Origin of the sequence: Sorangium sp. So ce321 (genome assembly GCF_051530195.1) — a bacterium.
GTDB lineage: Bacteria > Myxococcota_A > Polyangia > Polyangiales > Polyangiaceae > Sorangium.
Genome location: NZ_CP150329.1, coordinates 11,867,250 through 11,892,857, shown reverse-complemented (window position 1 = coordinate 11,892,857; position 25,608 = coordinate 11,867,250). Strand labels below are relative to the sequence as shown.

Sequence of the window (25,608 nt, the reverse complement as noted above, 5' to 3'; positions counted from 1 at the left end):
GCCGCGGATTTCTGAGCTGAGTGCGCTGAGCGCGCTCAGCGGTCGCGGTCGACGCGGCCGAGGTTCTCGGCGACCCGGTCGAGCACGCCGTTCACGAAGGCGCCGCTCTCCTCGCTGCCGTAGCGCTTGGCCAGCTCGACCGCCTCGTCGAGGATGACCGCGCGCGGCACCTCCGGGTGGTTCATGAGCTCCCACGCGCCGAGCCGCAGGACGTTCCTGTCGACCCGCGCCATCCGCTCCAGGCGCCAGTTCGTGCTCGCCTTGCGGATCGCCTCGTCCACGGCCGCGAGGTCCTTCGCGACGCCGAGCACCACCTCGTCCGCGTAGGCGCGCCCCTCCGGGTCGCCCGGCGTCTCTCGCCAGAAGGCGGAGACCACGCGCGGCGCGGAGTTCCCGCCAGCTTCCACCGCGAACAGCATCTGCAAGGCCGCTTCACGGCCGGTCGAGCGCGCACCCATCTCTCAGAACCTTCGTCTACAGGCCAGCGGCGTCCAGCGACGCACCGAGCGCGAGCATCTCGATCGCGCTGACGGCGGCCTCCCACCCCTTATTGCCATGCTTTGTGCCCGCCCGCTCGACCGCCTGCTCGATCGAGTCGGTCGTGAGGACCCCGAACGTGACCGGCACCCCGGTCTGGAGCGAGACGGTCGCGATCCCCTTGGTGACCTCGGCCGCCACGTAATCGAAGTGCGGCGTCGAGCCCCGGATCACGGCGCCCAGGGTGATGATCGCGTCGACGCTCTTCTTGTGCGCGAGCCGCCCCACGACCGTCGGCATCTCCCACGCGCCCGGGACGCGGACGATGGACGTCCGCTCGAGCGAGCCGCCGTGCCGCGCGATGGCGTCGAGCGCGCCCTCGACCAGGCGGTCGACGATGAAGTGGTTGAACCGGCTCGCCACGAGCGCGAAGCGCGACCCCGGCGGGACCACCAGGTTCCCTTCGATCACCCTCGCCTGTGCCTGACCGACCGCCTGCTCTGCCATTCGCCGTTCCTCTCTCCTGCCGCGCGGGGTGCGCGGCCCTTGCGCTCGCGATCGCGTCGGAGCGTATTTTTACATGTGCGCTGCGCGCCCGTGCGGTCGTGTCGCCGCGCGTCAGGCCTCGCCCTTGATCGAGACGAGCGGCACCCGCTCGGCCACGGTGAGCCCGAACCCGGTGATCCCCGCGATCTTCGGCTGGCTGTTCGTGAGCAGCCGGATCTGGTGCACCCCGAGGTCCGCCAGCACCTGCGCGCCGAGGCCGAACTCCCGCAGCGTCCACGGCTGCTGCGTCTTCACCACGGGGCTGCTCTCGTCGGGGCCCGCGCCCTTCAGCTGCTCCAGCTCGCGGCTCAGGTCCCCTCGCGAGGGGATGTAGACGACCACGCCCACGCCGGCGCTCTCGATCGCGAGGAGCGCCTCGCGCAGGTTCGAGCCGCCGTCGAGGGGCGTCGAGCTGAAGAGGTCCGCGATGGTCGAGCCGGAGTGCACGCGGCAGAGGATCGGCTCCGGCGTCGCGACAGCGCCCTTGGTCAGCGCGAGGAACTGCCTCGGCTCATTGATGACCTCGTAGACATAGGCGGTCCACTCCGTGCCCGTGAGATCGAGCCGCAGCGTCCGATCGCTCACGCGGCGGACCAGCCGCTCGGTCTGGAGCCGGTACTGGATGAGGTCCGCGACCGTCACGATCAGCAGGCCGTGCTTCGCGGCGAACACCTCGAGGTCCGGCATGCGCGCCATGCTGCCGTCGTCGTTCATGATCTCGCAGATCACGCCCGCCGGCCGCAGCCCGGCGAGCCGCGCGAGGTCCACCGACCCCTCGGTCTGCCCCGTCCGCACGAGCACGCCCCCGCGGCGCGCCTTCAGCGGGAAGACGTGCCCCGGCGTGACGAGATCCTCGGGCCTGGCGTCGCGCGCGGCCGCGACCCGGACCGTGTGCGCCCGATCGGCCGCGCTGATCCCCGTCGTCACCCCGCTGCGCGCCTCGATGCTCACGGTGAAGGCGGTGCCGAGCGGCGGCCCGTTCCGCCCCGGCGCCGACATCATGGGCAGCTCGAGGCGCGCGACCTGCTCCTCGTCGAGGGCGAGGCAGATGAGGCCGCGCCCGTGCATCGCCATGAAGTTGATCGCCTCCGGGGTCACCGCCTCCGCCGCCATGCAGAGGTCCCCCTCGTTCTCGCGATCCTCGTCGTCGACCAGGATCACCATCTTGCCCGCGCGGATGTGGTCCAGCGCGGTGTTCACCCGATCGAGCACCGCCTTGTCGATGGTCAACCGATGAGGCATCGGACCCCCGGAGGTCATGTCCTGGCCGAGCTTGCCGCTCGAGGCTGACACAGCCTCACCAGAATCCCCCCGCGCGCAGCTTTGCGAGGAGTCGTTCGTCGTGATCCGCATGCTCTCCCGTATTTCCACGCTCCTCGTCGCGCTGGGCAGAGGCGCCGCCCTCGCGCGCCTCTCCGCTCGATCGGCCCTGCGGGCCGGCGAGCGATGCGACCTCGAGCGTCCGCGCCACGTAGCGCGCGAGCACGTCAACTTCAAGGTTGACGGTCGCGCCTGGGCGGAGCTCACCGAGGAGCGTCCGCTCGATGGTGTGCGGGACCAGCATCACCTCGAACCAGGTCTCCGCGGCGCCTGGCGTGGACACGGCGTTCAGCGTGAGGCTCGCGCCGTCGATGGCGATCGAGCCCTTGGGAGCCAGGAACCGCGCGAGCTCGGTCGGGGCGCTCACCGCGAGGCGGATCGCGTCGCCGGATCTCGACTGCTCTCGCACGCGGCCGAGCCCGTCGACGTGGCCGAGCACCACGTGCCCGCCCATGCGCGCGCCGAGCGGCGTCGCCCGCTCGAGGTGGACCCGCGCGCCGAGCGTCAGCGCGCCGAGCGTGGTGCGGCCGAGGGTCTCCGAGGACATGTCGCACTCGAACCCGCCGGGCGCGATGCGGTCGACGGTCAGGCAGGCGCCGTTCACGCTCACCGACTCGCCGAGCGTCAGCGGCCCGAGGTTCGCCTCGATGAGCGCGCGGGCCACGGCGCCGCCGCTCCGGCGGCGCAGGACCCCGATCGTCTCGACAAGCCCGGTGAACATCGCCGAAGCCCTCTGCCTAGTCCTTCGGGGTGCGGTGCCCCTGGCTGGTCAGGAGCTTGTCGATGAGCCCCTGCGAGTAGCTCGACAGCTCGGTGAAGACGACCCCCATCCCCTGCGGGTCGTCGTGCACGCGCACGACCTCGCCGACGCCCTCGATCGTCTCGATGTCGTCCATGATCACGGTGAACCGGAGGTTCACCTTCGTCCCGACGGCGAGCGGCGTCTTCGACCGCACGAACACGCCGGTCCGCGAGATGTTCGTCACGTACTCGTTGATGAACGCATCATAGGACTCGAACTCCTTGTTGATGGTGACGCGCTCTTCCTTGCGTCCCGTCTTCAACGACTCGCTCTCGCTGCTCTCCGAAGAACCCTGATCGTCCGCCATGGCGCCTTACCTGCCTTGCAGATCGAACTGCTCGAGGTGGTACTCCTTCCGGGGTACGAGATCGATCCGGCGCTGGAACAGCCGCTCCGCCTCTTGCACGGCGATGCGCTCGTCGTTCTTCAGGAGGTCGATCACCGCCGGATGCGCGTTGACCACGACCGAGTAGCCGGGCAGGTTCATCCGCTCGCGCCGTATCTGCCTCAAGATCTCGTAGGCGACGGTCTGCTTCGACTGCAGCTGGCCCGTCCCGTCGCAGTAGAAGCACGGCTCGAGGATCGTCCGCCCGAGGCTCTCGCGCGTCCGCTTCCGGGTCATCTCGATGAGGCCCAGATCGGAGATCCGGTTCAGCGTGGTCTTCGCCTTGTCCTTGGAGAGCAGCTCCTCGAGGCGGCGCCGCACCTTCTCCCGGTTCTGGGCGCGCTCCATGTCGATGAGGTCGAGGATGATCAGCCCGCCGATGTTGCGGAACCGGAGCTGATAGGCGATCTCCTCGACCGCCTCCATGTTCGTGGTGAGGATCGTCTCCTCGAGGTCCTTCGACCCCTTGCCGACGAAGCGCCCCGTGTTCACGTCGATCGCGGTGAGCGCCTCGGCCTGATCGATGATCAGGTGCCCCCCCGAGGGGAGCGGGACCTTCCGCGACAGCGCGCGCTGGATCTCGTCCTCGATCCCGTACGCGTCGAAGATCGGCTCCGTCCCCTCGTAGAGCTCCACCGCGTCGGCGCGCTCGGGCATGAACATCTCGACGAAGCGCCGCAGCCGGATGTACTCCTCGCGGTCGTCGATGACGATCTTCTCGATGTCGTCGGTGAAGAGGTCGCGGGCGGTCTTCAGCACGAGATCGAGCTCGGTGTAGAGCCCCGCCGGCGCCCTCACGCCGCTCTCGCGCTTCTTCGCCACCTCGCCCCAGAGGCGCACGAGGTAGCCGACGTCCGCCTTGAGCTGCTTCTTCGTGAGGCCCTCGGCGAGCGTGCGCACGATGAGCCCGCCCTGCGGGGGCTTCATCGCCTCGATGGCATCCCGCAGCCGGGAGCGCTCCTTTTCCGAGCCGATCCGCTTGGAGATCCCGATGTGATCGACGGTCGGCAGGTACACGACGTAGCGGCCGGGCAGCGAGATGTGGCTCGTGACCCGGGCGCCCTTCGTCCCGATCGGCTCCTTCGAGATCTGGACGATGACCTCCTGGCCCTCGCGGACGACCTCGCGGATCGGGGTCGACTTCGAGATGCGCGGCGGCTCGTTCTGCCAGTTGCGCGAGCCCTGCGGGCCGCGCGCGGCGCTCTTGCCCTTGCCGTCCCGCGGCTGCTCGCGCCCGCGCTCACGCGTCCGCTGGTCGCGCCCGCGCTGCTCGCGCCCCTCGCGTCCGCCCTGCTGCCCTCGGCCGCCGCGTTCGCGGCCTTCGCGCGGCGCCTCGCGGCCCTCGCGCGGCGCCTCGCGGCCCTCGCGCGGCGCCTCGCGGCCCTCGCGCGGCGCCTCGCGGCCTTCGCGCGGCGCCTCGCGGCCCTCGCGCGGCGCTTCGCGCGTCTCGCGCCCTCCACGCCCTTCGCGCGGCGTCTCGCGCTTTTCGCGCGGCGCCTCGCGGCCTTCGCGCGCCTCGCTCCCTTCACGCCCCTCGCGCGGCGTCTCGCGGGCTTCCGCGGGGGCCGCCCCCTCGAGCGCGGCGCCGCCTTCCAGGTTGGCGCGCCGATCGCGCGTCCGCCCCGACCGCCGCACGCGCGCTTCCCGCCGCCCCCGCGAGCGCCCGTTGCGGGCCCGCGCTGCCGGCGGCACCTCGTCGCCGGGCGCTCCCGGCGCGACCGCCGCGCCCTCGACGGCGGGCGGCGCGCCCTCCTCCTGCCCGGCCGGCCACGCGCCCGCGGCGGGGTCATCCGGCGCGCTCACGTCGGCCTGCGCCTCGGCCGGGCCGCTGTCCCCGGCCTCGTGCGGCGCCTCCGGGCGCTCTCCGGCCGCGCTCCACACGTCGGCCGTCTCCTCCGGCGGTGGGGAAGCAGGCCCGACGTCGTAGGCGGGCGCATCGAGGTCTTCGTCCTCGTCCGAGGCCGCTTCCTCCGGTCCCGCGTCGTAGGAGCTCGCGTCGTCGGCGCTCGCCTCGTCGGCGTATCCGTCTCCGCCCGGCGCGACCAGCTCCTCGTCGTCGTCCTCGGCGCTGTCGAGCCCGTGCTCGCCGTCGATCTCCGGGCCGGGGATGTCGTCGGCCTCGTCGAGCGCCACCATCGCTCCCACGCCGGCGAACGCCTGTCCGGAGGGGCTCTCGAGCACGTCGAGCGCCGTGGGCAGATCGATCGGCACGTCGCTCGTCTCTTCGAGCGAGCCCTCCGCTTCGAGCGCGGCCTCGGCCTCGAACCCTTCCTCGGCCCCGAAGTCTGCGCCTTCATGAGCCTCGTGGTGCTCGGCGGATGCGCCGGGGCTCTCGGGCGCGGCTTCTGCTCCGGACAGCTCGTGCACCTCGCTTTCTTCGGGCCCGGGCGCCTCGCTGGCGCGCGCGGCGCGGCCGCGCGACGAGGCGCGCGCCTCCTCCGCAGGACGGCGGTGCCCGGCCAGGTATGCCTCGAAGTCGTCGGGCCGGATCAGGTCCTCGACGTGGAGGAAGGCTGCTCGCTCGAGCCCCACGTCGATGAACGCGGCCTGCATCCCGGGCAATACGCGGCTGACCTTGCCGAGGTAGATGTTTCCGAGCGTCCCCTTGGAGCTCTCCCGCTCGAGATGCAGCTCAGCGATGATCCCATTTTCGATCAGCGCGACGCGTGTCTCGCGGATGTCCACATTGATGACGAGAAGGTTCTTTCCCATGTCGGATGCCGCACATCGGCGGCGCCGCCAAGCGTTACCACGGGTTGCCCGGGCCATGAAGGCGCAACCCGGAGCGCGCTGCGCGATTGAGGTCGCAGGGCCCGAGGTCGCCGAGGCGGCCTGGCCGCCACCCGTGAGCTACCTCGCGTACGCGCCGCCACGCCCCCGGGAACGGCCGCGCCTCGGCGCGCCTCCCCCGCCTGCGGGCCCTGTGCCTCGCCGGCCTGGCGGGCCGCACGGGCACCGGGGGCGCGGCTCTCGATTGCAGTGACAGCAGATTCCTCGGTCGCCGCGGCGCTCGGGCTATAGCCGCTCTGGAAGGGGGCGTACAAAACGCCGAAGGGGGCGGCCATCCGGCGCCCCCTTCGGGCATGACGCGCTGTTCGTCAGCGCCTCACTCCTGGCACAGCGGCTCTTCGGATGCTGCGCAGTTTTCAGCGCACTCCTGACAGATAGTGCACTGGGCCATGGCGTCGTAGGCCTCCACCACGGCCGCGTTGTCCGTGCGGCACTGTTCTGTGCACGCGCCAGGGTCCTCCTCATCGGCGCAGCGGTCGAGACATCCCACCAGAGCAAGGCAGGCCCGATCCTTCACGCAGTTATCGATGGTCTCTTTGCACGGGCCTTCGGCGGCGCACTTGTAGCAGCCCGTATTATCGTCGCGGCCGCAGGTGTCCGTCGTCTCATCGCAGGTCGGGGTCCCCGTCGAGGAAGAGCTCGTGGTGCTCGAGCCAGCTTCGCCGCCGGAGCCGCCGTTGCCGCCGGAGCCGCCGTTGCCGCCGGAGCCGCCGCTGCCACCGGAGCCGCCGCTGCCGGTGGTGCCGGTGGTGCCGGTGGTGCCGGTGGTGCTGGTGTTGCCGTCGTCACCGCACGCCACGAGGGCGCAGCCGGAAATCAAAAATGCAGCGAATACCCAAGATTTCATGCTCAATACCTCCACAGAACCCGACCGACCCTTCATTCGTGTACTCGGCGCCCCCCCAACGCTCGGCATGCCCGCCAAACCACCCGTGTTCCTGCGACCGGCCCCCGGGTGCACCTGTGCAGATCGTTGGTCAGAGAGAAGCATCGCGCGTGGAGAAGAGAGAAAAACAGCCACGCAAGTGGTTTTTACACGCTTGGGATCGGCCGCGCAACGGCGTCGCTCGCCCGGGCACGCTCCTGCCAGCGCGCTCTAAGCGGTTCTGCTGGCCGATCTCTCGCTGAGCATGATTCATGTGGGCGCCGGGTCGCCGTCAAAATTCTGCTAAAGCGGGATGTTTCCGTGTTTCTTCGGCGGGTTCTTGTCCCGCTTGTCGCGCAGGAGGTGGAGGGCTCGGGCCAGCCGACTGCGGAGCATGCGAGGGTAGATCACCTCGTCTATGAAGCCGAGCTCGGCCGCCTTGTACGGGTTGGCGAATTTCGTCTTGTAGTCCTCGACGAAGCGTGCGCGCGCGGCGGCCGGGTCGGCCGCCTGCTGGATCTCCCTGCGGTACACGATGTTCACCGCGCCTTCCGGGCCCATGACCGCGATCTCGGCCGTCGGGAAGGCGAGGTTGTAATCGGCGCGGATGTGCTTGGACGCCATGACGTCGTAGGCGCCGCCGTAGGCCTTGCGGGTGATCACCGTCACCTTGGGCACCGTGGCCTCGGCGAAGGCATAGAGGAGCTTCGCCCCGTGGGCGATGATCCCTCCGTATTCCTGGTCGATCCCCGGGAGGAAGCCGGGCACGTCGACGAAGGTGACGAGCGGGATATTGAAGCAGTCGCAGAAGCGGACGAACCGTGCCGCCTTGATGCTGGCCTTGATGTCCAGGCAGCCGGCGAGCACCTGGGGCTGGTTCGCGACCACGCCGATGGGCGCACCCCCGATCCGGGCGAACCCGACCACGATGTTCTGCGCAAAGCGCTCGTGGATCTCGAGGAGGTCGCCGTCGTCGACCACGGCGCGCACGACCTGCTTGATGTCGTACGGCTTCGACGAGTCGGCCGGGACCATCGCGTCGAGCTCCGGCACCTCGCGGGTCTCGGGATCGGTCGCGGCGCGGCGCGGCGGATCCTCGGTGTTGTTCGAGGGCAGGAACGAGAGCAGCTCGCGGACCTGCGCGAGCGACGCCCGGTCGTCGGGCGCCGTGAGGTGACATACGCCGCTCTTGGATGCGTGGGCCGCGGCGCCGCCGAGGTCTTCCTTGGTGACGTCCTCGTTGGTCACCGTCTTGATGACCTCGGGGCCGGTGATGAACATGTAGCTCGTCCGCTCGGTCATCAGGATGAAGTCGGTGATGGCGGGCGAGTAGACGGCCCCGCCCGCGCACGGCCCGAGGATCGCGCTGATCTGGGGGACGACCCCGCTCGCGAGCGTGTTGCGGAGGAAGATGTCGGCGTAACCCGCGAGCGACTCGACCCCCTCCTGGATCCGCGCGCCGCCCGAGTCGTTCAGCCCGATGACGGGCGCGCCGATCTTCATCGCGAGGTCCATCACCTTGCAGATCTTCGAGGCGTACGCGCCGGAGAGCGAGCCGCCGATCACGGTGAAATCCTGCGCGAAGACGATGACCTTGCGCCCGTCGATGAGCCCCCAGCCGGTCACGACGCCGTCGCCGAGGACCTTCTGCTTGTCCATGCCGAAGTCGGCGCACCGGTGGACGACGAACCGGTCGATCTCGACGAACGACCCCGGGTCGAGGAGCAGGTCGATGCGCTCCCGGGCGGAGAGCTTGCCGGCCTCGTGCTGCTTGGCGAGGCGGTCTTTCCCGCCCCCGTCGAGCGCGCGGCGGTTCATGTCGTCGAGGCGAGCGAGCGCCGGAGGTCTGGGGGCCGTCGGATCAGCCATGCCCGCGGCCTACCATGGCCCCCCCGGGGATCGAAACCCCGTCGCGCGCGGTGACGCGACGGCGTGCCGGCCCGGCGGCGACGGCGCCGCGCTCGGGCGCGCCAGGGACCACAGCGGGGCGAGGTCGGCGGAAACGTGCGAGATGTGCGAAGCGCGCGTATCGAGAGCCGCGCAAGGGACGCGGACCGCACGAGGACGCGGACCGCACGGGGGGCGCGGACCCTGCGAAGGCCGCGACGAAAAATGACCGCCCTCCAGGGCGACCTCCGCCCTACTCTCTTGCACAGGCGAGGGGACACCACGTACCCTCATCGGCGCTCGTTTGTCGCTGGTAAATGCAGGAATTTCCGACACGTAGACCATCTGAGGACGGGGACGCCGGGGCAGCGACCGCCGCTCGGGCCCTGCCGCGCCGCGGCTCCGGAAGGAGCAGCTCGGGCCGGCGTGGCAGCAGAGCGACCGCCAGCCACGGCACCTGACGTGTGGCGCCTCGTGAGATGCTCACGGAGCAGCGTCACCGGCAGCGCGGGAGCTCTCGCGGGAGCGCTCCGCCCTCCCACATCACGGCGCCTTGCGCTCATCCGTCCCAGCGTGGCCTTCCGACTCGCATCGCGAGGTGAGATCGTTTCGGACGAGAGGTCGCTCGGGTGAAGCTCGCTCAGACTCGTGAGGCGCGTGCCCTGGCCGTCGCCGCCGTGGCGCGAGGGCTGATCGAGCCCAACGCCCTGTGGGACATGGCGTGCCGGTGGACCCTCGGCGGCGCGTCGACGCCCCAGGAGCTCTTCGAGGGGATCCTCACCCCGGAGCAGCTCGCGGCGCTGCCGGAGCTGCTCGCGCAGCAGGAGGCGCGCAGCCCGCCCGTCGCGCGCGCCCTCTCGCCGCAGGTCGAGGATCCGGACGCGCTGCGCTTCGACACGCAGCGCGAGATCGACCTGCCCGGCGAGGAGGTCGTGGCCGATTTCCCGACGCTCGCGACCTCGTCCACGCGCGCGGTGAACACCGGCGGCAGCCGGTACGAGGTCGGCGAGGCGCTCGGCGCCGGGGGCGCCGGGAAGGTGGTGAAGGCGCGCGACCGGGAGATCGGGCGCGTGGTGGCGCTGAAGACCCTGAAGCCCGGGGCGGAGGCGGACTCCGCGGTCGGCAACCGCTTCCTGACGGAGGCGCGGATCACGGCGCAGCTCGAGCACCCGAACATCATCCCGGTGTACGACCTGGGGACGCTGCCGAACGGCCAGCCCTACTACTCGATGCGGGTCGTCAAGCGGCAGAGCCTGCAGAACGTGCTGACGAACCCCGAGCTCCGCCGGCAGTGGCCCCTCGTCCGGCTCATCGGCGCGTTCGTGCAGATCTCGCGGGCGCTCGCCTACGCGCACCGGCGAGGCGTCGCCCACCGCGACATCAAGCCGGAGAACGTGCTGCTCGGCGACTACGGCGAGGTGTACCTGGGCGACTGGGGCAACGCGAAGCTGCTCTCGAGGGCGGAGGTGAGCGAGCCGATCTCCGTCGACCCGGGCGGGCAGGACTTCGGCCGGAAGCGGCACGAGGCGCTCGCGAGCGCGCTGTCGGGCACGCCCGGGTACATCGCGCCGGAGCAGATCCGGGGGGATCACAAGCGGATCGATCACCGCGCGGACATCTTCGCGCTCGGCGTGGTGCTCTACGAGATCCTCACCGGCGAGCACCCGTTCGACGCGCCGACGGTGCTCGCCGTGATCCTCGCGACGCAGACGCGCGACCCCAAGCCGCCGCGCTCGATCGCGCCGAGCTGTCCGCTGCTGCTCGAGGACCTCTGCCTGGCGATGCTCGCGAAGGATCCCGACCAGCGTCCGCCGACGGCCGATCGCGTCGCGGCGGAGGCGGAGGCGTTCCTCGAGGGCGCCAAGGAGCGGATGCGCCGGCGCGAGGAGGCGATCAAGCTCTGCGAGCTGGCCAAGGCGCCGCTCGAGCGCGATCGGCGGCTCGACAGCGAGCGCGAGCGGCTCGTCGAGGAGGCGCGGCGGCTGCTCAAGGACGTGAAGGAGTACGAGCCGATCGAGCGCAAGCGGGCCGGCTGGCAGCTCGAGGACAGGGCCGCGGGGGTCGAGCGCGAGCAGGCGCGCGCCGCGGCGGAGGCGATCGACCTTTACACGAAGGCGCTGGCGTACGACCCGGATCTGGTCGAGGCGCGCTCCGGGCTCGCGGACCTCTACTGGTCGCGCGCGGTGCGGGCGGACCAGGAGCACCAGCACGCGGCGCGCATCTACCACGAGGCGCTCGTGGCGGAGTTCGACGTGGGGCGCTACGCCGCGCTGCTCACCGCCGACTCGGTCGTCTCGGTCGACTCGTCGCCGCCCGGCGCCAGCGTCGTCGCGTACCGCTACGTCGAGAAGGATCGCATCCTCGTGGCGAGCGACGAGCGCTCCCTCGGCCGCACCCCGCTGCGCGAGGTACACCTCAAGCCGGGCAGCTACCTCTTCATCCTGAAGCGCGCCGGCTACCGGGACGTGCGTTACCCGCTGCTGCTCAAGCGGGGCACCCACCACCGCGTGGAGGTGAACCTCTACACCGACGCGGAGATCGGCGAGGGGTTCGTCTACATCCCGGGGGGCTCCTTCATCGCGGGCGGCGATGCGCACGCCTACGATCCGCTCCGCCGCGCCGAGCTCCACGTCCCCGACTTCGCGATCGCGAAGTTCCCGGTCACCTTCCGCGAGTACTGCGAGTTCCTGAACGAGCTCGAGACGCGCGATCTCGATCTCGCCCTGAAGCGCGCGCCGCACGGGACGCGCGGCTCCGAGGGCTACGTCGCGCGGCCTGCCAGCGGCGGCGGCTGGGAGCCCTTGCCCACCGTGGTTGAAGGCGACGCGCTGAAGCGGTTCCCGGCGGAGGAGGGGCACCTCTGGAACCTGCCCGTCATCCTCATCGACTGGTTCGACGCCGTGGCCTACTGCCAGTTCCGGAGCGAGCGCGACGGGATCGAGGTCCGGCTCCCCACCGAGCTGGAATGGGAGAAGGCGGCGCGCGGGACCGACGGCCGGTTCTACCCGTGGGGCGATCACTTCGATCCCACGTTCTGCCTGATGCGCTCGTCGCGGCCTTACCTGTCGCAGCCGGAGCCGGTCGGGACCTTCCCCATCGACACCTCGCCCTACGCCGCGCGCGACATGGCGGGCGGCGTGCGCGAGTGGGTCGCCGACGTGAACGGCGAGAAGTCGTGGGCGGCGACGTCGCGTGAGCTCGAGTCGGCCGTCGACGCCGGCGGAGACGCGCCGCCGTGGCGCATCGCCCGGTCGGGGAGCTGGGCCACGGACTCGCAGCAGTGCAGGAGCGCGTCGCGCACCCGGTTCTTCGGGATCGCGCGCGCTCTGAACCTGTCGTTCCGGGTCGCGAAGCCGCTCTCGCGCGGCGCCGGCCGCTGAGCCGGGAGCTCGGCCGACGGGCTAGACCGGCGGGTCGACGTACTCGACCTCGACGCCGCGGTGGGTGCGGAGGACGGTGCGCCCCGGCTGTCGATTAACGATGTACTCGGGGCCGACGGGCACCTTGCCCATCCCTCCGGGCGTATCCACGATGAGCTTTGGCAGCGCGATGCCGGTGAGCCGGCCCTGGAGCTGCTCCATGAGCGAGACGCCCGTCGCGAGCGGCGTGCGCAGGTGCGCGGTGCCGCGCACCTGGTCCATCTGGAGCAGGTAGTAGGGGCGCACGCGCCAGCGCACGAGCCCCCGGAAGAGCGTCGCCAGCGTCGTCGCGTCGTCGTTGATGCCGCGCAGCAGCACCGTCTGGTTCATGACGGGGAAGCCGTGGTCCGCGAGCCGCTTGCACGCGCGCTCGGCGGCGGGCGTGAGCTCCTTCGGGTGGTTGAAGTGCGTCATCACCCAGAGCGGGTGGTACGGCTTCAGCGCGCGCACGAGCTCCGTGGTGATCCGCTGCGGCAGCGTGACCGGCACGCGCGTGGCGATGCGGATCGTCTCGACGCTCGGGACCTGCCGCACCCGGGCGATGAGCCGCACGATGCGGTCCGTCGAGACGGTCAGGGGATCCCCGCCGCTCACGATGACGTCGCGCACCTCCGGGTGCGCCTCGAGGTAGGCCATGGCCGGCGCGAGCCGATCGAGCGCCACCGCGCCGCCGCCGTCGCCGACCATGCGCGAGCGGGTGCAGAAGCGGCAGTAGACGGCGCAGCGATCGGTCGCGAGCAGCAGCGCGCGATCCGTGTATCGCTGCACCAGGTGCGGCGCGACCTCATGGGCGACCTCGCCGAGGGGGTCGACGAGGTCGCCGGGCACCTCGGCGGCCTCGTCTGCGAGCGGCACGCACTGCCGGCGAATCGGGCACGCCGGATCGCTCTTGTCGCAGAGGTTCAGGTAATAGGGGGTGACGCGGATGGGCAGCCCGGCCTTCTCGGCGCGCCTCGCGCCCGCGAGCTCCTCCGGCGTGAGCGACAGGGCGCGGTGGAGCTCGTCTGCGCTCGAAAGCGCGTGGCGCAGCTGCCACGTCCAGTCGCGCTTGCGCGGCTTCGCGCCGTCCGGGCGTGCTCCCTGCTGCGCGCTCACAGCCTGCGGCGCGGGGCGCTCCGGCAGCGCGACGGCGTGGGCGTCCGCGGCTTCCTTGCTGGTGGGCCGCCGGGCGAGCTGCTCGGCGGCGACGAGACCGCTATTTGTCCGCATGGCTCGATGGTGTCGCGGCGCCGCCGGCCTGCTCCGGCTGCGGCGCGCGTGGCTTTGCGAGGTCGGGCTGCGGCGCGCTCCCGGGGGTCACGAGCTGATCCGGCAGCTTCACCGAGGCGAGCGCCGCGTCGTTGATCTCGACGGGGAACTTCTTCCGCAGCTCTTCCTCGAGCGCGCGCTCCTGGTCCTGCATCTTCTGCTGGAGGAGCGCGACGCGGATGGATCGCTCGGCCTCGGCGAGCTCGCGCCGGTGTCCACCCGTGAGCCCGCTGAGCCGGACGATGTAGAACCGGCCGTCGGCCTCGACGAGCGCGTCGCTGACCGCGCCGACGCTGCCGATGCGGAAGGCGGCCGCGCGGACCGGCTCCGGGACCTGCGGGTGGGCGCCGCGCGGGTCGCCGGGCGGGCTGACGATGCCGAGCTCGCCCGCGAGGTCGAGCGGCGCGCTCGCGCTCTTGTCCTTCGGCGCCGTGAGCGAGTGCTTGAGGAAGAGCTCTCCCCACGCGCTGCTGCTCCCGGCCTTCTGCGCCTCCTTGAGGACCTTCTCCCCGAGCGCCTTGTCGCCGACGACGATGGCGGCGACGCGCCGCCGCTCGGGCTCGACGAACTTGTCAGCGTTCGCCTCGTAGTACGCGCGCACCTCGGACGCCGGGATATCGGCCGGCGCGGGCAGGCCCTTCCGCGCCTGGGCGACCATCGCCTCGCGGAGGATCTGCCGGATCGAGTCCTCGACCATGGCGTCCTTGTCGAGGCCCCGGCGCCTGGCCTCCAGCGCGAGCAGCTCCGCGTCGATGATCTCGCTGAGCAGCTCGCGGCGCCGCTCCTTCGTCTGGTACCGGAGCCGATCGAACTGGTCCATCCGCTCCAGCGTCCTGCCGAAGTCGCCCAGGGTGATCACCCTGTCTCCGACCTTCGCGAGCACGCGCGCCGACTGCTCGGCCGTGAGCCCGAAGACCGGATCGCCCGCGTCCGCCGGGACCTGCAGGGCGGGCTCATCGCAGCCCGCGACGAGCGAGATGGCGAGCAGGGTTCGGCGCATCGGAGCTCGGATCATTGCTGGCTCGGGGTGTAGCACGGTTTCTTCGCGGCTCGGGGGCGCGCCGGTCCCGCTCATGTCGGCGCGCCTGCGGATGTCCTGGCTCGTCGCTCGCGCTGAGCGCCTCGGCGCGCGTGCTCAGTCGACGATCGTGCCGATCTCCTCGCCCCTGCAGACGCGGAGGATGTTGCCGCGGGTCGTGAGCTTGAAGACCCGGATCGGCATCTTGTTCTCGCGACAGAGCGTGACCGCCGTCGAGTCCATGACCCCGATCCTGTCGGCGAGGAAGCGGTCGTAGCTCAGGTGCGCGAACATCTGCGCGCCCTCGTGGCGCACCGGATCGCGGTCGTAGATGCCCTCGACCTTGGTCGCCTTGAACAGCGCCTGCGCCTGGATCTCCATGGCCCGCAGCGCCGCCGCCGTGTCGGTCGAGAAGAACGGGTTGCCCGTGCCCGCGGCGAAGATGACGATGCTGCCCTTCTCGAGATGGCGCATCGCCCGGCGGCGGATGTAGGGCTCGGCGACCTGACGGATCTCGATCGCGGTCATCACGCGCGTCGGCACGCCCGTCTTCTCGAGCGCGTCCTGCAGGGCCAGCGCGTTGATCACCGTGGCGAGCATGCCCATGTAGTCGCTCTGGGAGCGGTCCATCCCCGCGCTCGCGCCCTTCAGCCCGCGGAAGATGTTGCCGCCGCCCACGACGATCCCGATCTGCACCCCCATCCGCTGGAGCTCGGCGATCTCGGCGGCGACGTGGTGGAGCGTCTCGGGGCGGATGCCGAACCCGCCTTCCTGGCCGCAGAGCGCCTCGCCGCTCAGCTTGAGCACGATGCGGCGGTACTTCAGCCCGGGGGCCGGGCGGGGGGGAGGGGGTAGAAGGGAGTCCTGCTCAGCGGCCACGGTCGCACCTCGTAGTCGGGACATGCGCGGACGGCAACGAGCAACGTGTCGCGTCATCCGGATGGAGCGGCGGAGCCACCCGCGCGGCCAGACCAGACCAGAACGATGCGCCGGCATGTACCTTGCGCTCGTCGGAGCTGGGCGCTACTCTCGGCCCCCCTATGGCACGTGTGACTGTGGAAGACTGCCTCGAGCGCGAGGAAAATCGTTTTGCTCTCGTCGTGCTTGCGGCCAACCGGACGCGGCAGCTCATGAAGGGCGCGGACACCCTCGTGAAGACGAAGAACAAGCCTGCCGTGACCAGCCTTCGCGAGATCGCGGCGGGCAAGGTGCACTTCCACCGGAGCTCGCACGAGGTCGTGTCCGAGTGGCTCCAGCAGATGAACGCTGGCGGCCAGCGCTGACGGCGCATCGGGCGATCGTGCTCGGGCGACGCACGCCTTCGTGAGGGCTCTGTCCCAGCGCTCGCCTCCCTCTTCGTGCCAGCGCTGTGCCTGACCTGTCGCTTCGCATGAAAGAGGCAGCCATCCCGCGACGAAGGAGCGCTTCGAGCTCCGGCCAGCGCCGCGATCCGGAGCTCGAAGCAGGGACGTCGGCCCACTACGAAGATCCGGCGTACTACGCGAAGACGTACGCGCGGCGCCAGGACGACGTCCGCTACTACGTGGACCTCGCCGCGGCGTCCGCGGGGCCGGTGCTCGAGTACGGCTGCGGCAACGGGCGGATCACGCTGCCTGTCGCGAGGGCAGGGGTCCGGATCACGGGCGTGGATCTGTCGGCGCCGATGCTCGGCGATCTGCGCGCGCAGCTCGGGCGAGAGCCGCGCGACGTCTCGTCTCGCGTGAGCCTCCGGCGCGGCGACATGCGGGCGCTGCGGCTAGGGCGCCGCTTTCCGCTGGTGATCTGCCCCTTCAACGCCTTCCTGCACCTTTACACGCGCGCGGACGTGGAGCGGTTCCTCGCGCGAGCGCGCGAGCACCTGACGCCGCGGGGCGAGCTCGTCTTCGACGTCTCCATGCCCGAGCCGGCCGAGCTCGCGCGCGATCCGGATCGCGCCTACGCCACGCCGCGCTTCCGGTACCCCGCAACGGATGGTCCGGGCGAGGTCGTCCGGTACACGGAGCGGTTCGACTACGACAAGGTCAGGCAGATCCTCTTCGTTTCCATGGAGTTCTCGCCCGTGAGCGGCGGCGAGCGCTGGATGACGCCGCTCGCCCACCGTCAGTTCTACCCGCAGGAGCTCGAAGCCTTGCTCCACTACAACGGCTTCGAGCTCACGGCGCTCCGCAGCGACTTTTCCGCGGCGCCGCCCGACAACCAGACGAGCATGCTGCTCTATCACTGCCGGCCGCGGCGCTCCGTGCGAGCTGGTCGCCGTCAGGGGTAGCCGCAAGCCGCGCGGCCACCTGGGCGGCCGCACGCGGCGCGGGGGTCGAGCGAGCCCGGCGAGATGAGCCATCGTGGCGCGCGCGGAGCGCGCCTGCCGACCTGGATCAGACGCCGATATAGAGCCGGTGGGCGAAGTTGCGCTCGAGCTTGGCGCGCAGCACCTTCTCCGCCGCCGTCTCGATGTCGTACTCGACGCGCTTGAACTCGAAGCGCTTCGTGTCGCTGTCGTAGATCGTGTAGCTCGCGCGGTTGTCGTAGTCCCGCGGCTGTCCCACCGACCCTACGCTCACGATGTACTTGCGCCCCTGCTCGAGCTGGAAGTCCACCGCGGGGAGCTCCTCGACGCTGGTCGGCGTGAGCGCGAACACCTTGCAGAGGTGGGAGTGGCCGATCAGCGTGATGTGACCGAGCTCGTTCCACATGGGCAGGCACTCGCGCGCCTGCTCGGGGGCGAAGATGTACTCGAACTCCTCGAGGCGGACGGGCGAGCCGTGGCAGAGGTCGACGTTGATGTCCGTCAGCTTCTCCTGGTACGTCAGGCTCCGGAGCCAGGCCGCGTTCTCGGAGGAGAGCATCGCAGCGTGGGTGTCCAGCGCCTGCCGGGCGGCCTCGTAGTAATACGAGTAGTCCATCCGGCCAGCGACGGCCGCGTCGTGGTTGCCGAGGATCGTCTTCTTGGCGACCTTGCGGACGAGATCCGCGCACTCGTTGGGCGAACCGCCGTAGCCGACCGTGTCCCCGAGGCAGTAGTACACGTCGATGCGTTCATGGCGGTACGACTCGAGCACAGCGCTAAGCGCCTCGTAGTTGGCGTGGGTATCGCTGAAGATCCCGAGTCTCATTTCGACGCGAGGGCGGAGCTTAGCACGAAGGCCTCGACTTCCGTTAGGAATTCAAACCCGAATCCACAGCCGGGCCGGTCGGGCTGGAGCTGGGTGTCCCCAGCTCCTCGGAGCAGTTCCGGTGGCTCATACTTCCACTGCACCCGGCACCTCGTTCTCGTTCTCGTTCTCGTGGGCCTCGTTGCGGAGGCTCGAGGGCCGGCTGCTTGTTTTGCACGGGGTGGCAGAGATCGCCCAGACGCTTTCGGCACGATCACCACGCTCACGATGACGAGCGGCCACCCGCACAGGAGAAGGATAGCGTGGAGCCCATGAATACCAAACAGAACGGTGCAGGCTCGCCTCCGATTTCTGCGGAGCGGCCGGTCGAGTCTGCTCTGTCCGCTGCAGCTGTCGCGCCGCCGCCGCCTGCTGTGGAGGATCTCGCCGAGGGGTGCGTGCGGTTTGTGGAGCGCGCCCTCGGCGTACGTCTTGACTACCGGCCGGAGACCCTGCCCGTGCTCGATCACTATCTCGAGCAGGCGCGTAGGGCGACGTCGGAGAAGGTCGAGGCGTTGCCCGTGGTCGCGCACATGGCGGGCGTCTATTTCGGCGAGGTCATCCGCCGACGGCACGCATCGTGGTGGCGCATGGATGGTGAAGACCCGACGTACTGGCGGGTGGAGTTCGCGTCGGTCTACCTCGCGTTCAGCCCCGTGCTCTTCGTCCGCGAGGCGCTCACGCGGGATCCTTCCGCCGAGCCCGCGCGGGACCAGGCCGAAGATCCCCTGAGCGGCGATCCTGCGGCGCTCGATCTGGAGGCCGAGGACCGCGAGGTGGTCGCGGCCAGGCTCGCGGAGCTGCCGCCGGTCTCGGAAGATGAGTACTACGCACCGTCGACACGGCTCGAGGTGATCGACATCGCCGTGGACGCGATCCGCTCGCGCCGGCTCGCTGCCGGCGACGAGACCGACGCCGCGCTCGGGCCGGGCGACTACCAGCGCGGCGACGACTGATCCGGCGGCCGCCGCGCGCTTCCGCTCCGTGGCGCCGTCCGGTGCGCGCGGATCGTTGCGCCGCGCGTGGGATGTGCTCCGGCGCCGGCGACCGGTGATATCGTCGCCGGCGTGTTGTGGGTCCTCTTCGGGCTGTTGCTCCTCATCACGTGGGCGGCGTACTTCACGTTTGGCCTGTCCACCGCGATCCCGATCGCGGCGAGCGTGGTCATCGCGCTCGCCGCCGTCGCGCTCTTCGCGTTCCGCCGCTTCAGGGCGCGGCGCGCCGCGTCCGCGCTCGAGCGGGCGATCGTCCAGCAGGGGGCGCAGCAGGCGCTCAACGCGCGGCCCGAGCGGCGCGCCGAGATCCAGGAGCTCCAGCGGCAGGTCCAGGGCGGCATCAGCGCGCTGAAGAGCTCGAAGCTCGGCAAGGGGAAGAAGCACGGCAGCGCCGCGCTCTACTCGCTGCCCTGGTACGTCATCATCGGCCCGCCCGGGGCGGGGAAGACGACCGCGCTGAAGCACTCCGGCCTGGTCTTCCCGTACGCACACCCGAGCAACGGCGGCGGCGTGCGCGGCGTCGGCGGTACACGCAACTGCGACTGGTGGTTCACCAACGAGGCGATCCTCCTCGACACCGCGGGGCGCTACACGACGGAGCAGGACGACCACGAGGAGTGGATCGCGTTCCTGCAGATGCTGCTCAGGCACCGCGCTCGGCGCCCGCTCAACGGCATCCTCGTCGCCGTGAGCGTGACGGATCTCATCGACGCGAGCGAGCAGCACATCGAGCAGATGGGGAAGAAGCTCCGGGCGCGCATCGACGAGGTGATGACGCAGCTCCACATGGTGCTGCCCGTCTACATCCTGTTCACGAAGTGCGATCTCATCGCGGGCTTCTCCGAGTTCTTCGGCGACATGCGCAGGAGCGACCGCGCCCAGGCGTGGGGCGCCACGCTGAAGCTCACCGCGGACAAGACCGCCCCGGGGAGGCTCTTCGACGCCGAGTTCGACGCGCTGGCGAAGCAGATCCACGGCCGGACGCTGAAGCGGCTCGTGACGGAGCGCAGCCGAGAGGTGCGCGAGCGCGTCTACCAGTTTCCGCTCGAGTTCGCGGGGATCCGCCGGAACCTGTCCGATCTCGTCTCGACCGTCTTCATGGTCAACGCCTTCCAGGGCACGCCCATCTTCCGCGGCTTCTACTTCACGAGCGGCACGCAGGAGGGCAGGCCGCTCGACCGGGTCCTCCAGCGCATGGGCCAGGCGATGGGGATCCGCACGCAGGAGGCCGCGGCTCAGCAGAACGTCGAGTCGAAGAGCTACTTCCTCCACGACGTGTTCATGAACGTCGTCTTCCCGGACGGGGACATCGCCGCGAGGAGCGCGAGCGAGATCCGGCGCCAGCGGGTCGTGCGCGGCGCGATCAGCGCTGCGGCCGCGACGCTCGGGATCATCCTTGCGATCCCGAGCCTCGTCTCGTTCAGCAACAACCGCGAGTTCCTGCGCGACGTCGAGGCGGACGCGCGCGCCGTCAGCGCGATCCGGTGGGAGGACACGCGACCGCTCTCGGACAAGCTCGCCGCGCTGCGGCCGGCGCTGGATCGGCTCCAGGAGATCGACAAGGCGCGCGAGGATGGCCCCCCGGACGGGAAGGGCTGGACGATGTTCCAGGGAGAGACGGTCTACCCTCCGCTGGTGCACGTCTACGTCGCGAGCCTGCAGAACGGCTTCGTGATCCCGTGCAAGCAGCGGCTCGAGGATCGCCTGAAGCTCGCGAAGGGAGAGTACTACCTGCGCGAGCGGAACGAGCTCAAGCTGTACCTGATGCTGAGCGACGTCGAGCACCTCGAGGTCGACTGGGCGAAGGACAGGTTCACCTCGCTCTGGGCCGAGGTGCTCCGGCCGACGTCGAACCTCAACGAGACCGACCTGAAGAAGCAGCTCGAGAGTCACGTCGAGTACTACCTGACGCTCATCAAGCAGAAGCGGGTCACGCCGATCGCGCGGAAGGATGATCTGGTCGCGAGCGTGCGCGCGACGCTCCAGGCGGTGCCGGTGCGGAAGCGCTACTACGACTTCTTCGTCAACGCGATCATCGAGGAGAAGCACGACCCGACGGGCGACAACAGCCGCGCGAACCGCAAGTACCCGCCCCACACGCTGGGCGACATGTTCGCCGACCGCCCCGACGTGTTGAAGGTCATCGGCAGCAAGCTCTACGCCAAGGAGAAGCGCTGGAAGGAGATCGACGGCCCGTACACCGAGAAGGGGCACTTCGCGGTGCTCGACAACCTCGAGAGCGGCGCCGAGCGGCTGCTGGCCGAGCGGTGGGTCGTGGAGCTCGCGCCGGGCGAGGAGACGTCGGTCAACAAGAACCTGGACGGCCTCGCTGCCGACTACGACGCCCGATACATCGCGCAGTGGACCGACTGGATGGCGGACCTCAACGTGCGGACCCCGGCCAACCTCAAGGAGGCGAAGGAGATCTACATGGAGCTCGCCAAGCCGGACTACCCGTACCTCCGCATCATCCGCGCTCTCGAGGACAACACGCAGTGGAAGCGGGATCGCAGCGCGGTCGAGGACTCGGGGTTGTTCAAGCTCGGCAAAGAGCAGCTCGGGAGGAAGATCGAGCAGAAGACGAGGGTCAAGGTCCCCCTCAACGTGAAGCTCATCAGAAACCGACCGAGCTCGGTCCCGGACGAGTTCAAGCGAACTGTCGAGTTCGGCGTTCCCACCGCGCCGAGCGGCTCGGCGCCGATCACGGACACGCCCCTGGCGAGGTACATCTCGCTGCTCAGCTCCCTCCGCGACGAGATCCAGCGGCTCGAGGATGTGAACCCGAACGTCGACGCGCGCCTGATGGCCGACCGGCTGATCGAGGCGACACGTCAGGCCGACGCGCTCCTCCAGCCCTTCGACGAGCGGGCCAAGACGCTGCTCCGGCCGCTCCTGTTGACCCCTCTCCAGGTCGTGGCAGCGCGACTGCCGCCGCTCACGGCGGTGTCCCGCTTCTCCGGCGCTGCTGCTGGCCCGCGCTGAGCGGCGTCAGACCTCGATGCGGATCTCGTCGCGGCCTGGCTGCACGGCGCCGGTCGTCGGATCGAGCGCGAGCACCATCTCGACCGCATCCTCATCGTTGTCGCTGTAGTAGCGGGGGCGCACGCCCATCGCCGTGAACCCGAGCTTCCGGTAGAGTCGGATCGCTGCCCGGTTCGAGCGGCGCACCTCGAGCAGGAGCAGCCGCACTTGCTGCTGCCGCGCGTACTCGAGCGACCGGCTCATCAGCGCCGTCGCGAGCCCGCGCCGGCGCGCGGTCGGGCAGGTGGCGATGTTGAGCACGTGCAGCTCGTCGGCCACGTGCCACGCGATGAGGAAGGCGAGCGCGCGTCGCCCCTCGCGCGCGACCCAGCAGCGTGTCCACGGGCGGCGCAGCTCTTCTCGCGCGGAGAACTGCGGCACCTCGAAGGCCGCGGAAGCGACCGCATCGACCTCCTCGAGCGCGGCGTCGTCCGCGGCGTCGGCCGTCAGCTGGATCAGCGAGATCGAGCTCGTCGTCACCTCGCCACCTCCGTGGGGCAGCCGGAGACGATCTGGACCTGCCCCACGCGCCCGCTCTTGAGCTTCTGGCATGCCTCTCCGAGGAGCTCGACGACCACGGAGGACTTCCAGCGCCAGCCGTTCTCCGGGTCGTAGGGGACCAGCGCCTCGTCCAGGTAAACGTTGGTCTGGCCGTCGTCGGGAGGCGGGTCGACAAGGTCGAACTCGCAGGAGACGACGATGCTGGCGATCTTCGAGAGCACGTTCCCCAGCGTGTCGAGGTTGTCCACCTTGAAGTAGAAGGGGCTCACGAACTGCGCCGCGCCGCCGGCGAGCGCCATCTGGTCGAGGACATCGCCGTAGAACTCGCTCCCGGGGATACCGACGACATAGACCTCGATGCCGCTCGCCGCGAGCTGCGCGATCGCGGCGACCGTGTCGTCGCGGTCGAGGCATCCCCCTGGTCCCGAGAGGCCGAAGGGCGCGCAGCAGTTCTCTTCGGGGCATTGCTGCTCGATGTTGGCGATGCACTCCTCGGCGTCGCACGTCGCGGCGCTGTTGCAGTTCGGACCTCCGTCGGTCGCGAGCACGACGACGGTCTTGCCCGGAAGCTCCACGAGCTTCGGCCTGAGCGCCGCGAGCGTCGCCGCGGTGGGCGTTCCGCCGAGGGGTTCGACGCGCGTCGCCGAGCTGAACTTCGAGGTCGTCGGGCGACTCGCCTGGCCGTCCGAGAAAGGGTCTCCTGGCGTGACAGGGAGCACCTCGCCGCCTGGCCTGCACGGCGCCTCGGCGGTCGCATCCAGCGGGAACACGGCGGCGCCGACGTTGATCAGGGGACCCAGGTTGCGCACGAGGTCGACCGCGGCCTCGTGCACCCGGTCGTAGCGCGTCGCGCGCGCGGAGGCGGCGCTGAGCATGCTGCCAGAGGCGTCGAGGACGAAGTAGAGGTTCGGCGCCGCGGCGATCTCCACCTGATGAATCTGGTTGCCGCAGAGCCCCCCCGCATCCACGGGCGGCGGTCCGCTCGAGCCTCCAGCGTCCGGGTTGAACCCGTCATCCGGCTCCTGCTCCCCCTGGCCGCTGCCGCTGCCGCTGCCGCTGCGTGGGCGCTGCTTCAGGTCGTCGTCCGCGCACGCGGACAGCACCGCGCCGAGCGCGAGCGCGGCCCCGACGCGGAAGAGCATGCCGCAGACGTCGGCCCGCTGCTTCACGGCCGTGTTCATGGTGAACAGCGTACCACGCGCCTCCGCGCTGGCAGCGCCGGCGCCGTGGCGGCGGCGCTCGCCGCGCTCAGGGCTCGCGGTAGAACCTGGGCACGCGGCGCGAGATGCTCGTCAGCACTTCCCAGGCGATCGTCCCCGTGAGCCCGGCGATCTCCTCTGCGCTGATCGTGGCGCGCCCGAGCGGGCCGTCCTGTGTTCCGAGGAACACCACCTCGTCCCCGACGCGTGCTCCCGGGACATCCGTCACGTCGAGCATGGTGAGATCCATCGACACCGCGCCCGCGATCTGCGCGCGCTGACCGCGCACGAGCCCGGCCCCGCGGTTCGAGAGCTGACGGCTCAGACCGTCGGCGTAACCCATCGGCACGGTGGCGACGACGCTCTCCCGTGACGCCTGCCATGTGTGGCCGTAGCCGATCCTGTCGCCCTTCGCGATCGTGCGGAGCGCGACGATCTCGCTGCGCACGCGGATGACCGGCTTGAGGTCCGGCGCGAGCCCTGCGCATGGCGAGATGCCGAAGAGCGCGACCCCGGGTCGAACGACGTCGAGCCACGCGTCCGGCAGGCGCAGCATGGCCGCGCTGTTCGAGGCGTGTCGCACCCTCGGCGTCAGGCCGAAGCTCTTCGCCCGCTGCTCGATCTCCTCGAAGCGCTTCATCTGCTCGATCGTCACGCCGAGATCGTCGGCGTCCGCGCAGGCGAGGTGGGTCATGAGCCCGTCGAGCCTCACCTCTGGGTGCTTCGCGAGCATCGCGAACACCGCCTCCAGCTCGGAGCTCGCCGTGCCGAGCCGTCCCATGCCGGTGTCGACCTTGAGGTGGACGCCGACGCGGCTGCGCTGCTCGAGCCGCACCACGCTCGCGAGCCGCTCGATCTGGCCCGCGTCGTAGACCACCGGCACGAGGTCGCGCGCGATGATCTCCTCGAACCCTTCCCGGCGCGGGCCGTAGTAGCCGCCCATGACGAGGACTGGCAGCCGGATGCCGGCGTCCCGCAGCTCGATGGCCTCCTCGAGCAGCGCGACGCACAGGCCGGGGATGCCGGTCCGCTCGAGCGTCCGCGCGACGGCCGGCGCGCCGTGCCCGTACGCATCGGCCTTGAGCACGCCCCAGATCTGCGGCCGCCTCGCGCCGGTCAGCGATCGCTCGAGGACGCGGAGGTTGTGCCGCAGGTGCGCGAGGTTCACCTCCGCGCGGGTCGGGCGCACCGCGTCCGCAGGCGCCGCTCGCCGTGGGCGCAGCACCCGCACCGGGCCGGCGCTCGATCCGAGCCCTTCGAGGGCCGACGCCGTGCCGTTGCGATCAGAAGTCGTGCTGCTGAGCTCTGTGGGCGCGTGCGAAGCGGACATCGTGTACGCGGATAGCCCTACGCTCGAGCGCGGGTCAAGATTCCGCGCCATCTTGGTACGACAAGGTGAGGCATGCCGCGCAGAGCGCGGACGCCGGTCAGAAGCAGCGGCGCATGCACCGCGTGTACTTCGCGGTGCACGCCTTTTCGCAGCCGGCGGACTTGCAGTCCTGCTGGCACTCCTTCCAGCTCGCCTCGCACGCCGCGCTGCATTCCGCGCCGGGCGGCGCCGCATCCTCCGCGGCGTCGGGCGCCGCATCGGGGGCGCCCGCGTCCGCCTCTTCGGCGGGCGCGGCCACGTCGGCGTTCAGGAGCCTGGGCGGCGGTGCGAGCGCGCTCGTCGGCTCCGGCACGGCGGGAGCGCGGCTGCTGGGCGGGCTCCACTCGCCCTCGTCGAAGTCGCTGGCGCGGCTGAGCTGCCTCTCCCGGAGCGTCGCGTACTCCACGCGGTCGCGGGTCTGGCCGAACGTGTAGAACTGGAGCCACTCGTCCCAGCAGGCGCGCCGCAGCGTCGGCTTGATGTCCGCCATCGAGTCGAGCGCCATGCAGTGCTCGAAGCGGACGTCTCCCTCGTACACCGCGTTGATGCTCGCGCCGCAGGCGGTCGCCGAGATGGCGGCCAGGCAGAGGAGGGTTCGGAACCGCACGGGGTACGGA

21 protein-coding genes are annotated in these 25,608 nt (G+C 70.5%); 5 read left to right on the top strand and 16 right to left on the bottom strand.

Annotation, left to right across the window (positions count from 1 at the left end; all coding sequences use genetic code 11):
• Window positions 1-35 precede the first annotated feature (35 nt).
• The 8 genes from nusB to WME89_RS44055 all read right to left on the bottom strand — a co-directional run bounded on the left by nusB (window position 36) and on the right by WME89_RS44055 (window position 9,054).
• On the bottom strand, window positions 36-458 hold the full coding sequence (gene nusB, locus WME89_RS44090) for a transcription antitermination factor NusB (protein ID WP_436620617.1): 423 nt from the start codon (window positions 456-458) through the stop codon (window positions 36-38).
• A gap of 16 nt (window positions 459-474) precedes the next feature.
• Window positions 475-984 carry a 6,7-dimethyl-8-ribityllumazine synthase gene (gene ribH / locus WME89_RS44085; RefSeq protein WP_437503434.1) on the bottom strand — a complete coding sequence of 170 codons (510 nt, stop codon included), beginning with the start codon at window positions 982-984 and terminating at the stop codon, window positions 475-477.
• Window positions 985-1,095: 111 nt separating this feature from the next.
• Window positions 1,096-2,265 carry a 3,4-dihydroxy-2-butanone-4-phosphate synthase gene (gene ribB / locus WME89_RS44080; RefSeq protein ID WP_438005562.1) on the bottom strand — a complete coding sequence of 390 codons (1,170 nt, stop codon included), beginning with the start codon at window positions 2,263-2,265 and terminating at the stop codon, window positions 1,096-1,098.
• Between the two features lie 55 nt (window positions 2,266-2,320).
• Window positions 2,321-3,064, bottom strand: a complete 744-nt coding sequence (locus WME89_RS44075) for a riboflavin synthase (RefSeq protein ID WP_438005561.1) — start codon at window positions 3,062-3,064, stop codon at window positions 2,321-2,323.
• 16 nt (window positions 3,065-3,080) lie between these two features.
• Complete coding sequence (locus tag WME89_RS44070; RefSeq protein ID WP_437503428.1) at window positions 3,081-3,452, bottom strand: PilZ domain-containing protein; 372 nt, start codon at window positions 3,450-3,452, stop codon at window positions 3,081-3,083.
• 6 nt (window positions 3,453-3,458) lie between these two features.
• On the bottom strand, window positions 3,459-6,242 hold the full coding sequence (locus WME89_RS44065; protein WP_438005560.1) for an Rne/Rng family ribonuclease: 2,784 nt from the start codon (window positions 6,240-6,242) through the stop codon (window positions 3,459-3,461).
• Between the two features lie 394 nt (window positions 6,243-6,636).
• Window positions 6,637-7,167, bottom strand: a complete 531-nt coding sequence (locus tag WME89_RS44060) for a hypothetical protein (RefSeq protein ID WP_438005559.1) — start codon at window positions 7,165-7,167, stop codon at window positions 6,637-6,639.
• 321 nt (window positions 7,168-7,488) lie between these two features.
• Window positions 7,489-9,054, bottom strand: coding sequence for an acyl-CoA carboxylase subunit beta (locus WME89_RS44055; protein WP_438005558.1), 1,566 nt, complete (start codon window positions 9,052-9,054; stop codon window positions 7,489-7,491).
• 647 nt (window positions 9,055-9,701) lie between these two features.
• Between WME89_RS44055 and WME89_RS44050 the strand changes: the two genes are divergently transcribed.
• Window positions 9,702-12,452 carry a protein kinase domain-containing protein gene (locus WME89_RS44050; RefSeq protein WP_438005557.1) on the top strand — a complete coding sequence of 917 codons (2,751 nt, stop codon included), beginning with the start codon at window positions 9,702-9,704 and terminating at the stop codon, window positions 12,450-12,452.
• A 21-nt stretch (window positions 12,453-12,473) separates the two neighbouring features.
• Here WME89_RS44050 and WME89_RS44045 read toward each other — a convergent pair whose 3' ends face one another.
• The 3 genes from WME89_RS44045 to pyrH all read right to left on the bottom strand — a co-directional run bounded on the left by WME89_RS44045 (window position 12,474) and on the right by pyrH (window position 15,636).
• A complete protein-coding gene (locus tag WME89_RS44045; protein WP_438005556.1) occupies window positions 12,474-13,700 on the bottom strand; it encodes a KamA family radical SAM protein in 1,227 nt (408 codons plus the stop codon).
• Complete coding sequence (locus WME89_RS44040; RefSeq protein WP_438005555.1) at window positions 13,687-14,739, bottom strand: peptidylprolyl isomerase; 1,053 nt, start codon at window positions 14,737-14,739, stop codon at window positions 13,687-13,689. Before WME89_RS44040 ends, WME89_RS44045 begins: the two co-directional genes overlap by 14 nt.
• A 135-nt stretch (window positions 14,740-14,874) precedes the next feature.
• A complete protein-coding gene (gene pyrH, locus WME89_RS44035; protein WP_437503414.1) occupies window positions 14,875-15,636 on the bottom strand; it encodes a UMP kinase in 762 nt (253 codons plus the stop codon).
• 161 nt (window positions 15,637-15,797) lie between these two features.
• Here pyrH and rpoZ point away from each other — a divergent pair, with 161 nt between their 5' ends.
• A complete protein-coding gene (gene rpoZ / locus WME89_RS44030; protein ID WP_061611097.1) occupies window positions 15,798-16,040 on the top strand; it encodes a DNA-directed RNA polymerase subunit omega in 243 nt (80 codons plus the stop codon).
• Window positions 16,041-16,147: 107 nt separating this feature from the next.
• A complete protein-coding gene (locus tag WME89_RS44025; protein ID WP_438005554.1) occupies window positions 16,148-17,023 on the top strand; it encodes a class I SAM-dependent methyltransferase in 876 nt (291 codons plus the stop codon).
• Window positions 17,024-17,129: 106 nt separating this feature from the next.
• On the opposite strand, the gene WME89_RS44020 is transcribed toward WME89_RS44025, so the two are convergent.
• Entirely contained in the window at window positions 17,130-17,867 is a 738-nt protein-coding gene (locus WME89_RS44020) for a metallophosphoesterase family protein (protein WP_061611099.1), read from the bottom strand.
• A 311-nt stretch (window positions 17,868-18,178) separates the two neighbouring features.
• Here WME89_RS44020 and WME89_RS44015 point away from each other — a divergent pair, with 311 nt between their 5' ends.
• Together WME89_RS44015 and tssM are read left to right on the top strand one after the other, a co-directional pair.
• Window positions 18,179-18,862 (top strand): hypothetical protein, encoded by a 684-nt coding sequence (locus WME89_RS44015; protein ID WP_438005553.1) that lies wholly within the window; start codon window positions 18,179-18,181, stop codon window positions 18,860-18,862.
• Window positions 18,863-18,928: 66 nt separating this feature from the next.
• Complete coding sequence (tssM, locus tag WME89_RS44010; RefSeq protein ID WP_438005552.1) at window positions 18,929-21,883, top strand: type VI secretion system membrane subunit TssM; 2,955 nt, start codon at window positions 18,929-18,931, stop codon at window positions 21,881-21,883.
• Between the two features lie 6 nt (window positions 21,884-21,889).
• On the opposite strand, the gene rimI is transcribed toward tssM, so the two are convergent.
• The 4 genes from rimI to WME89_RS43990 all read right to left on the bottom strand — a co-directional run bounded on the left by rimI (window position 21,890) and on the right by WME89_RS43990 (window position 25,598).
• Window positions 21,890-22,402: a ribosomal protein S18-alanine N-acetyltransferase gene (rimI, locus tag WME89_RS44005; protein WP_438005551.1), complete on the bottom strand. Its 513-nt coding sequence runs from the start codon at window positions 22,400-22,402 to the stop codon at window positions 21,890-21,892.
• Window positions 22,399-23,604 carry a vWA domain-containing protein gene (locus WME89_RS44000; RefSeq protein ID WP_438005550.1) on the bottom strand — a complete coding sequence of 402 codons (1,206 nt, stop codon included), beginning with the start codon at window positions 23,602-23,604 and terminating at the stop codon, window positions 22,399-22,401. Before WME89_RS44000 ends, rimI begins: the two co-directional genes overlap by 4 nt.
• A 67-nt stretch (window positions 23,605-23,671) precedes the next feature.
• Window positions 23,672-24,811 carry an alanine racemase gene (alr, locus tag WME89_RS43995; RefSeq protein WP_438005549.1) on the bottom strand — a complete coding sequence of 380 codons (1,140 nt, stop codon included), beginning with the start codon at window positions 24,809-24,811 and terminating at the stop codon, window positions 23,672-23,674.
• 238 nt (window positions 24,812-25,049) lie between these two features.
• The gene (locus tag WME89_RS43990) at window positions 25,050-25,598 is read right to left on the bottom strand and encodes a hypothetical protein (RefSeq protein ID WP_438005548.1); all 549 of its coding nucleotides are present in this window, start codon (window positions 25,596-25,598) and stop codon (window positions 25,050-25,052) included.
• Window positions 25,599-25,608 lie beyond the last annotated feature (10 nt).

Bases quoted from the DNA above. Each gene is read 5' to 3' on its own strand.
- nusB (WP_436620617.1), bottom strand. From the start codon at position 458: ATGGGTGCGCGCTCGACCGGCCGTGAAGCGGCCTTGCAGATGCTGTTC.
- ribH (WP_437503434.1), bottom strand. From the start codon at position 984: ATGGCAGAGCAGGCGGTCGGTCAGGCACAGGCGAGGGTGATCGAAGGG.
- ribB (WP_438005562.1), bottom strand. From the start codon at position 2,265: ATGCCTCATCGGTTGACCATCGACAAGGCGGTGCTCGATCGGGTGAAC.
- WME89_RS44075 (WP_438005561.1), bottom strand. From the start codon at position 3,064: ATGTTCACCGGGCTTGTCGAGACGATCGGGGTCCTGCGCCGCCGGAGC.
- WME89_RS44070 (WP_437503428.1), bottom strand. From the start codon at position 3,452: ATGGCGGACGATCAGGGTTCTTCGGAGAGCAGCGAGAGCGAGTCGTTG.
- WME89_RS44065 (WP_438005560.1), bottom strand. From the start codon at position 6,242: ATGGGAAAGAACCTTCTCGTCATCAATGTGGACATCCGCGAGACACGC.
- WME89_RS44060 (WP_438005559.1), bottom strand. From the start codon at position 7,167: ATGAAATCTTGGGTATTCGCTGCATTTTTGATTTCCGGCTGCGCCCTC.
- WME89_RS44055 (WP_438005558.1), bottom strand. From the start codon at position 9,054: ATGGCTGATCCGACGGCCCCCAGACCTCCGGCGCTCGCTCGCCTCGAC.
- WME89_RS44045 (WP_438005556.1), bottom strand. From the start codon at position 13,700: ATGCGGACAAATAGCGGTCTCGTCGCCGCCGAGCAGCTCGCCCGGCGG.
- WME89_RS44040 (WP_438005555.1), bottom strand. From the start codon at position 14,739: ATGCGCCGAACCCTGCTCGCCATCTCGCTCGTCGCGGGCTGCGATGAG.
- rpoZ (WP_061611097.1), top strand. From the start codon at position 15,798: ATGGCACGTGTGACTGTGGAAGACTGCCTCGAGCGCGAGGAAAATCGT.
- WME89_RS44025 (WP_438005554.1), top strand. From the start codon at position 16,148: ATGAAAGAGGCAGCCATCCCGCGACGAAGGAGCGCTTCGAGCTCCGGC.
- WME89_RS44020 (WP_061611099.1), bottom strand. From the start codon at position 17,867: ATGAGACTCGGGATCTTCAGCGATACCCACGCCAACTACGAGGCGCTT.
- WME89_RS44015 (WP_438005553.1), top strand. From the start codon at position 18,179: ATGAATACCAAACAGAACGGTGCAGGCTCGCCTCCGATTTCTGCGGAG.
- WME89_RS44000 (WP_438005550.1), bottom strand. From the start codon at position 23,604: ATGAACACGGCCGTGAAGCAGCGGGCCGACGTCTGCGGCATGCTCTTC.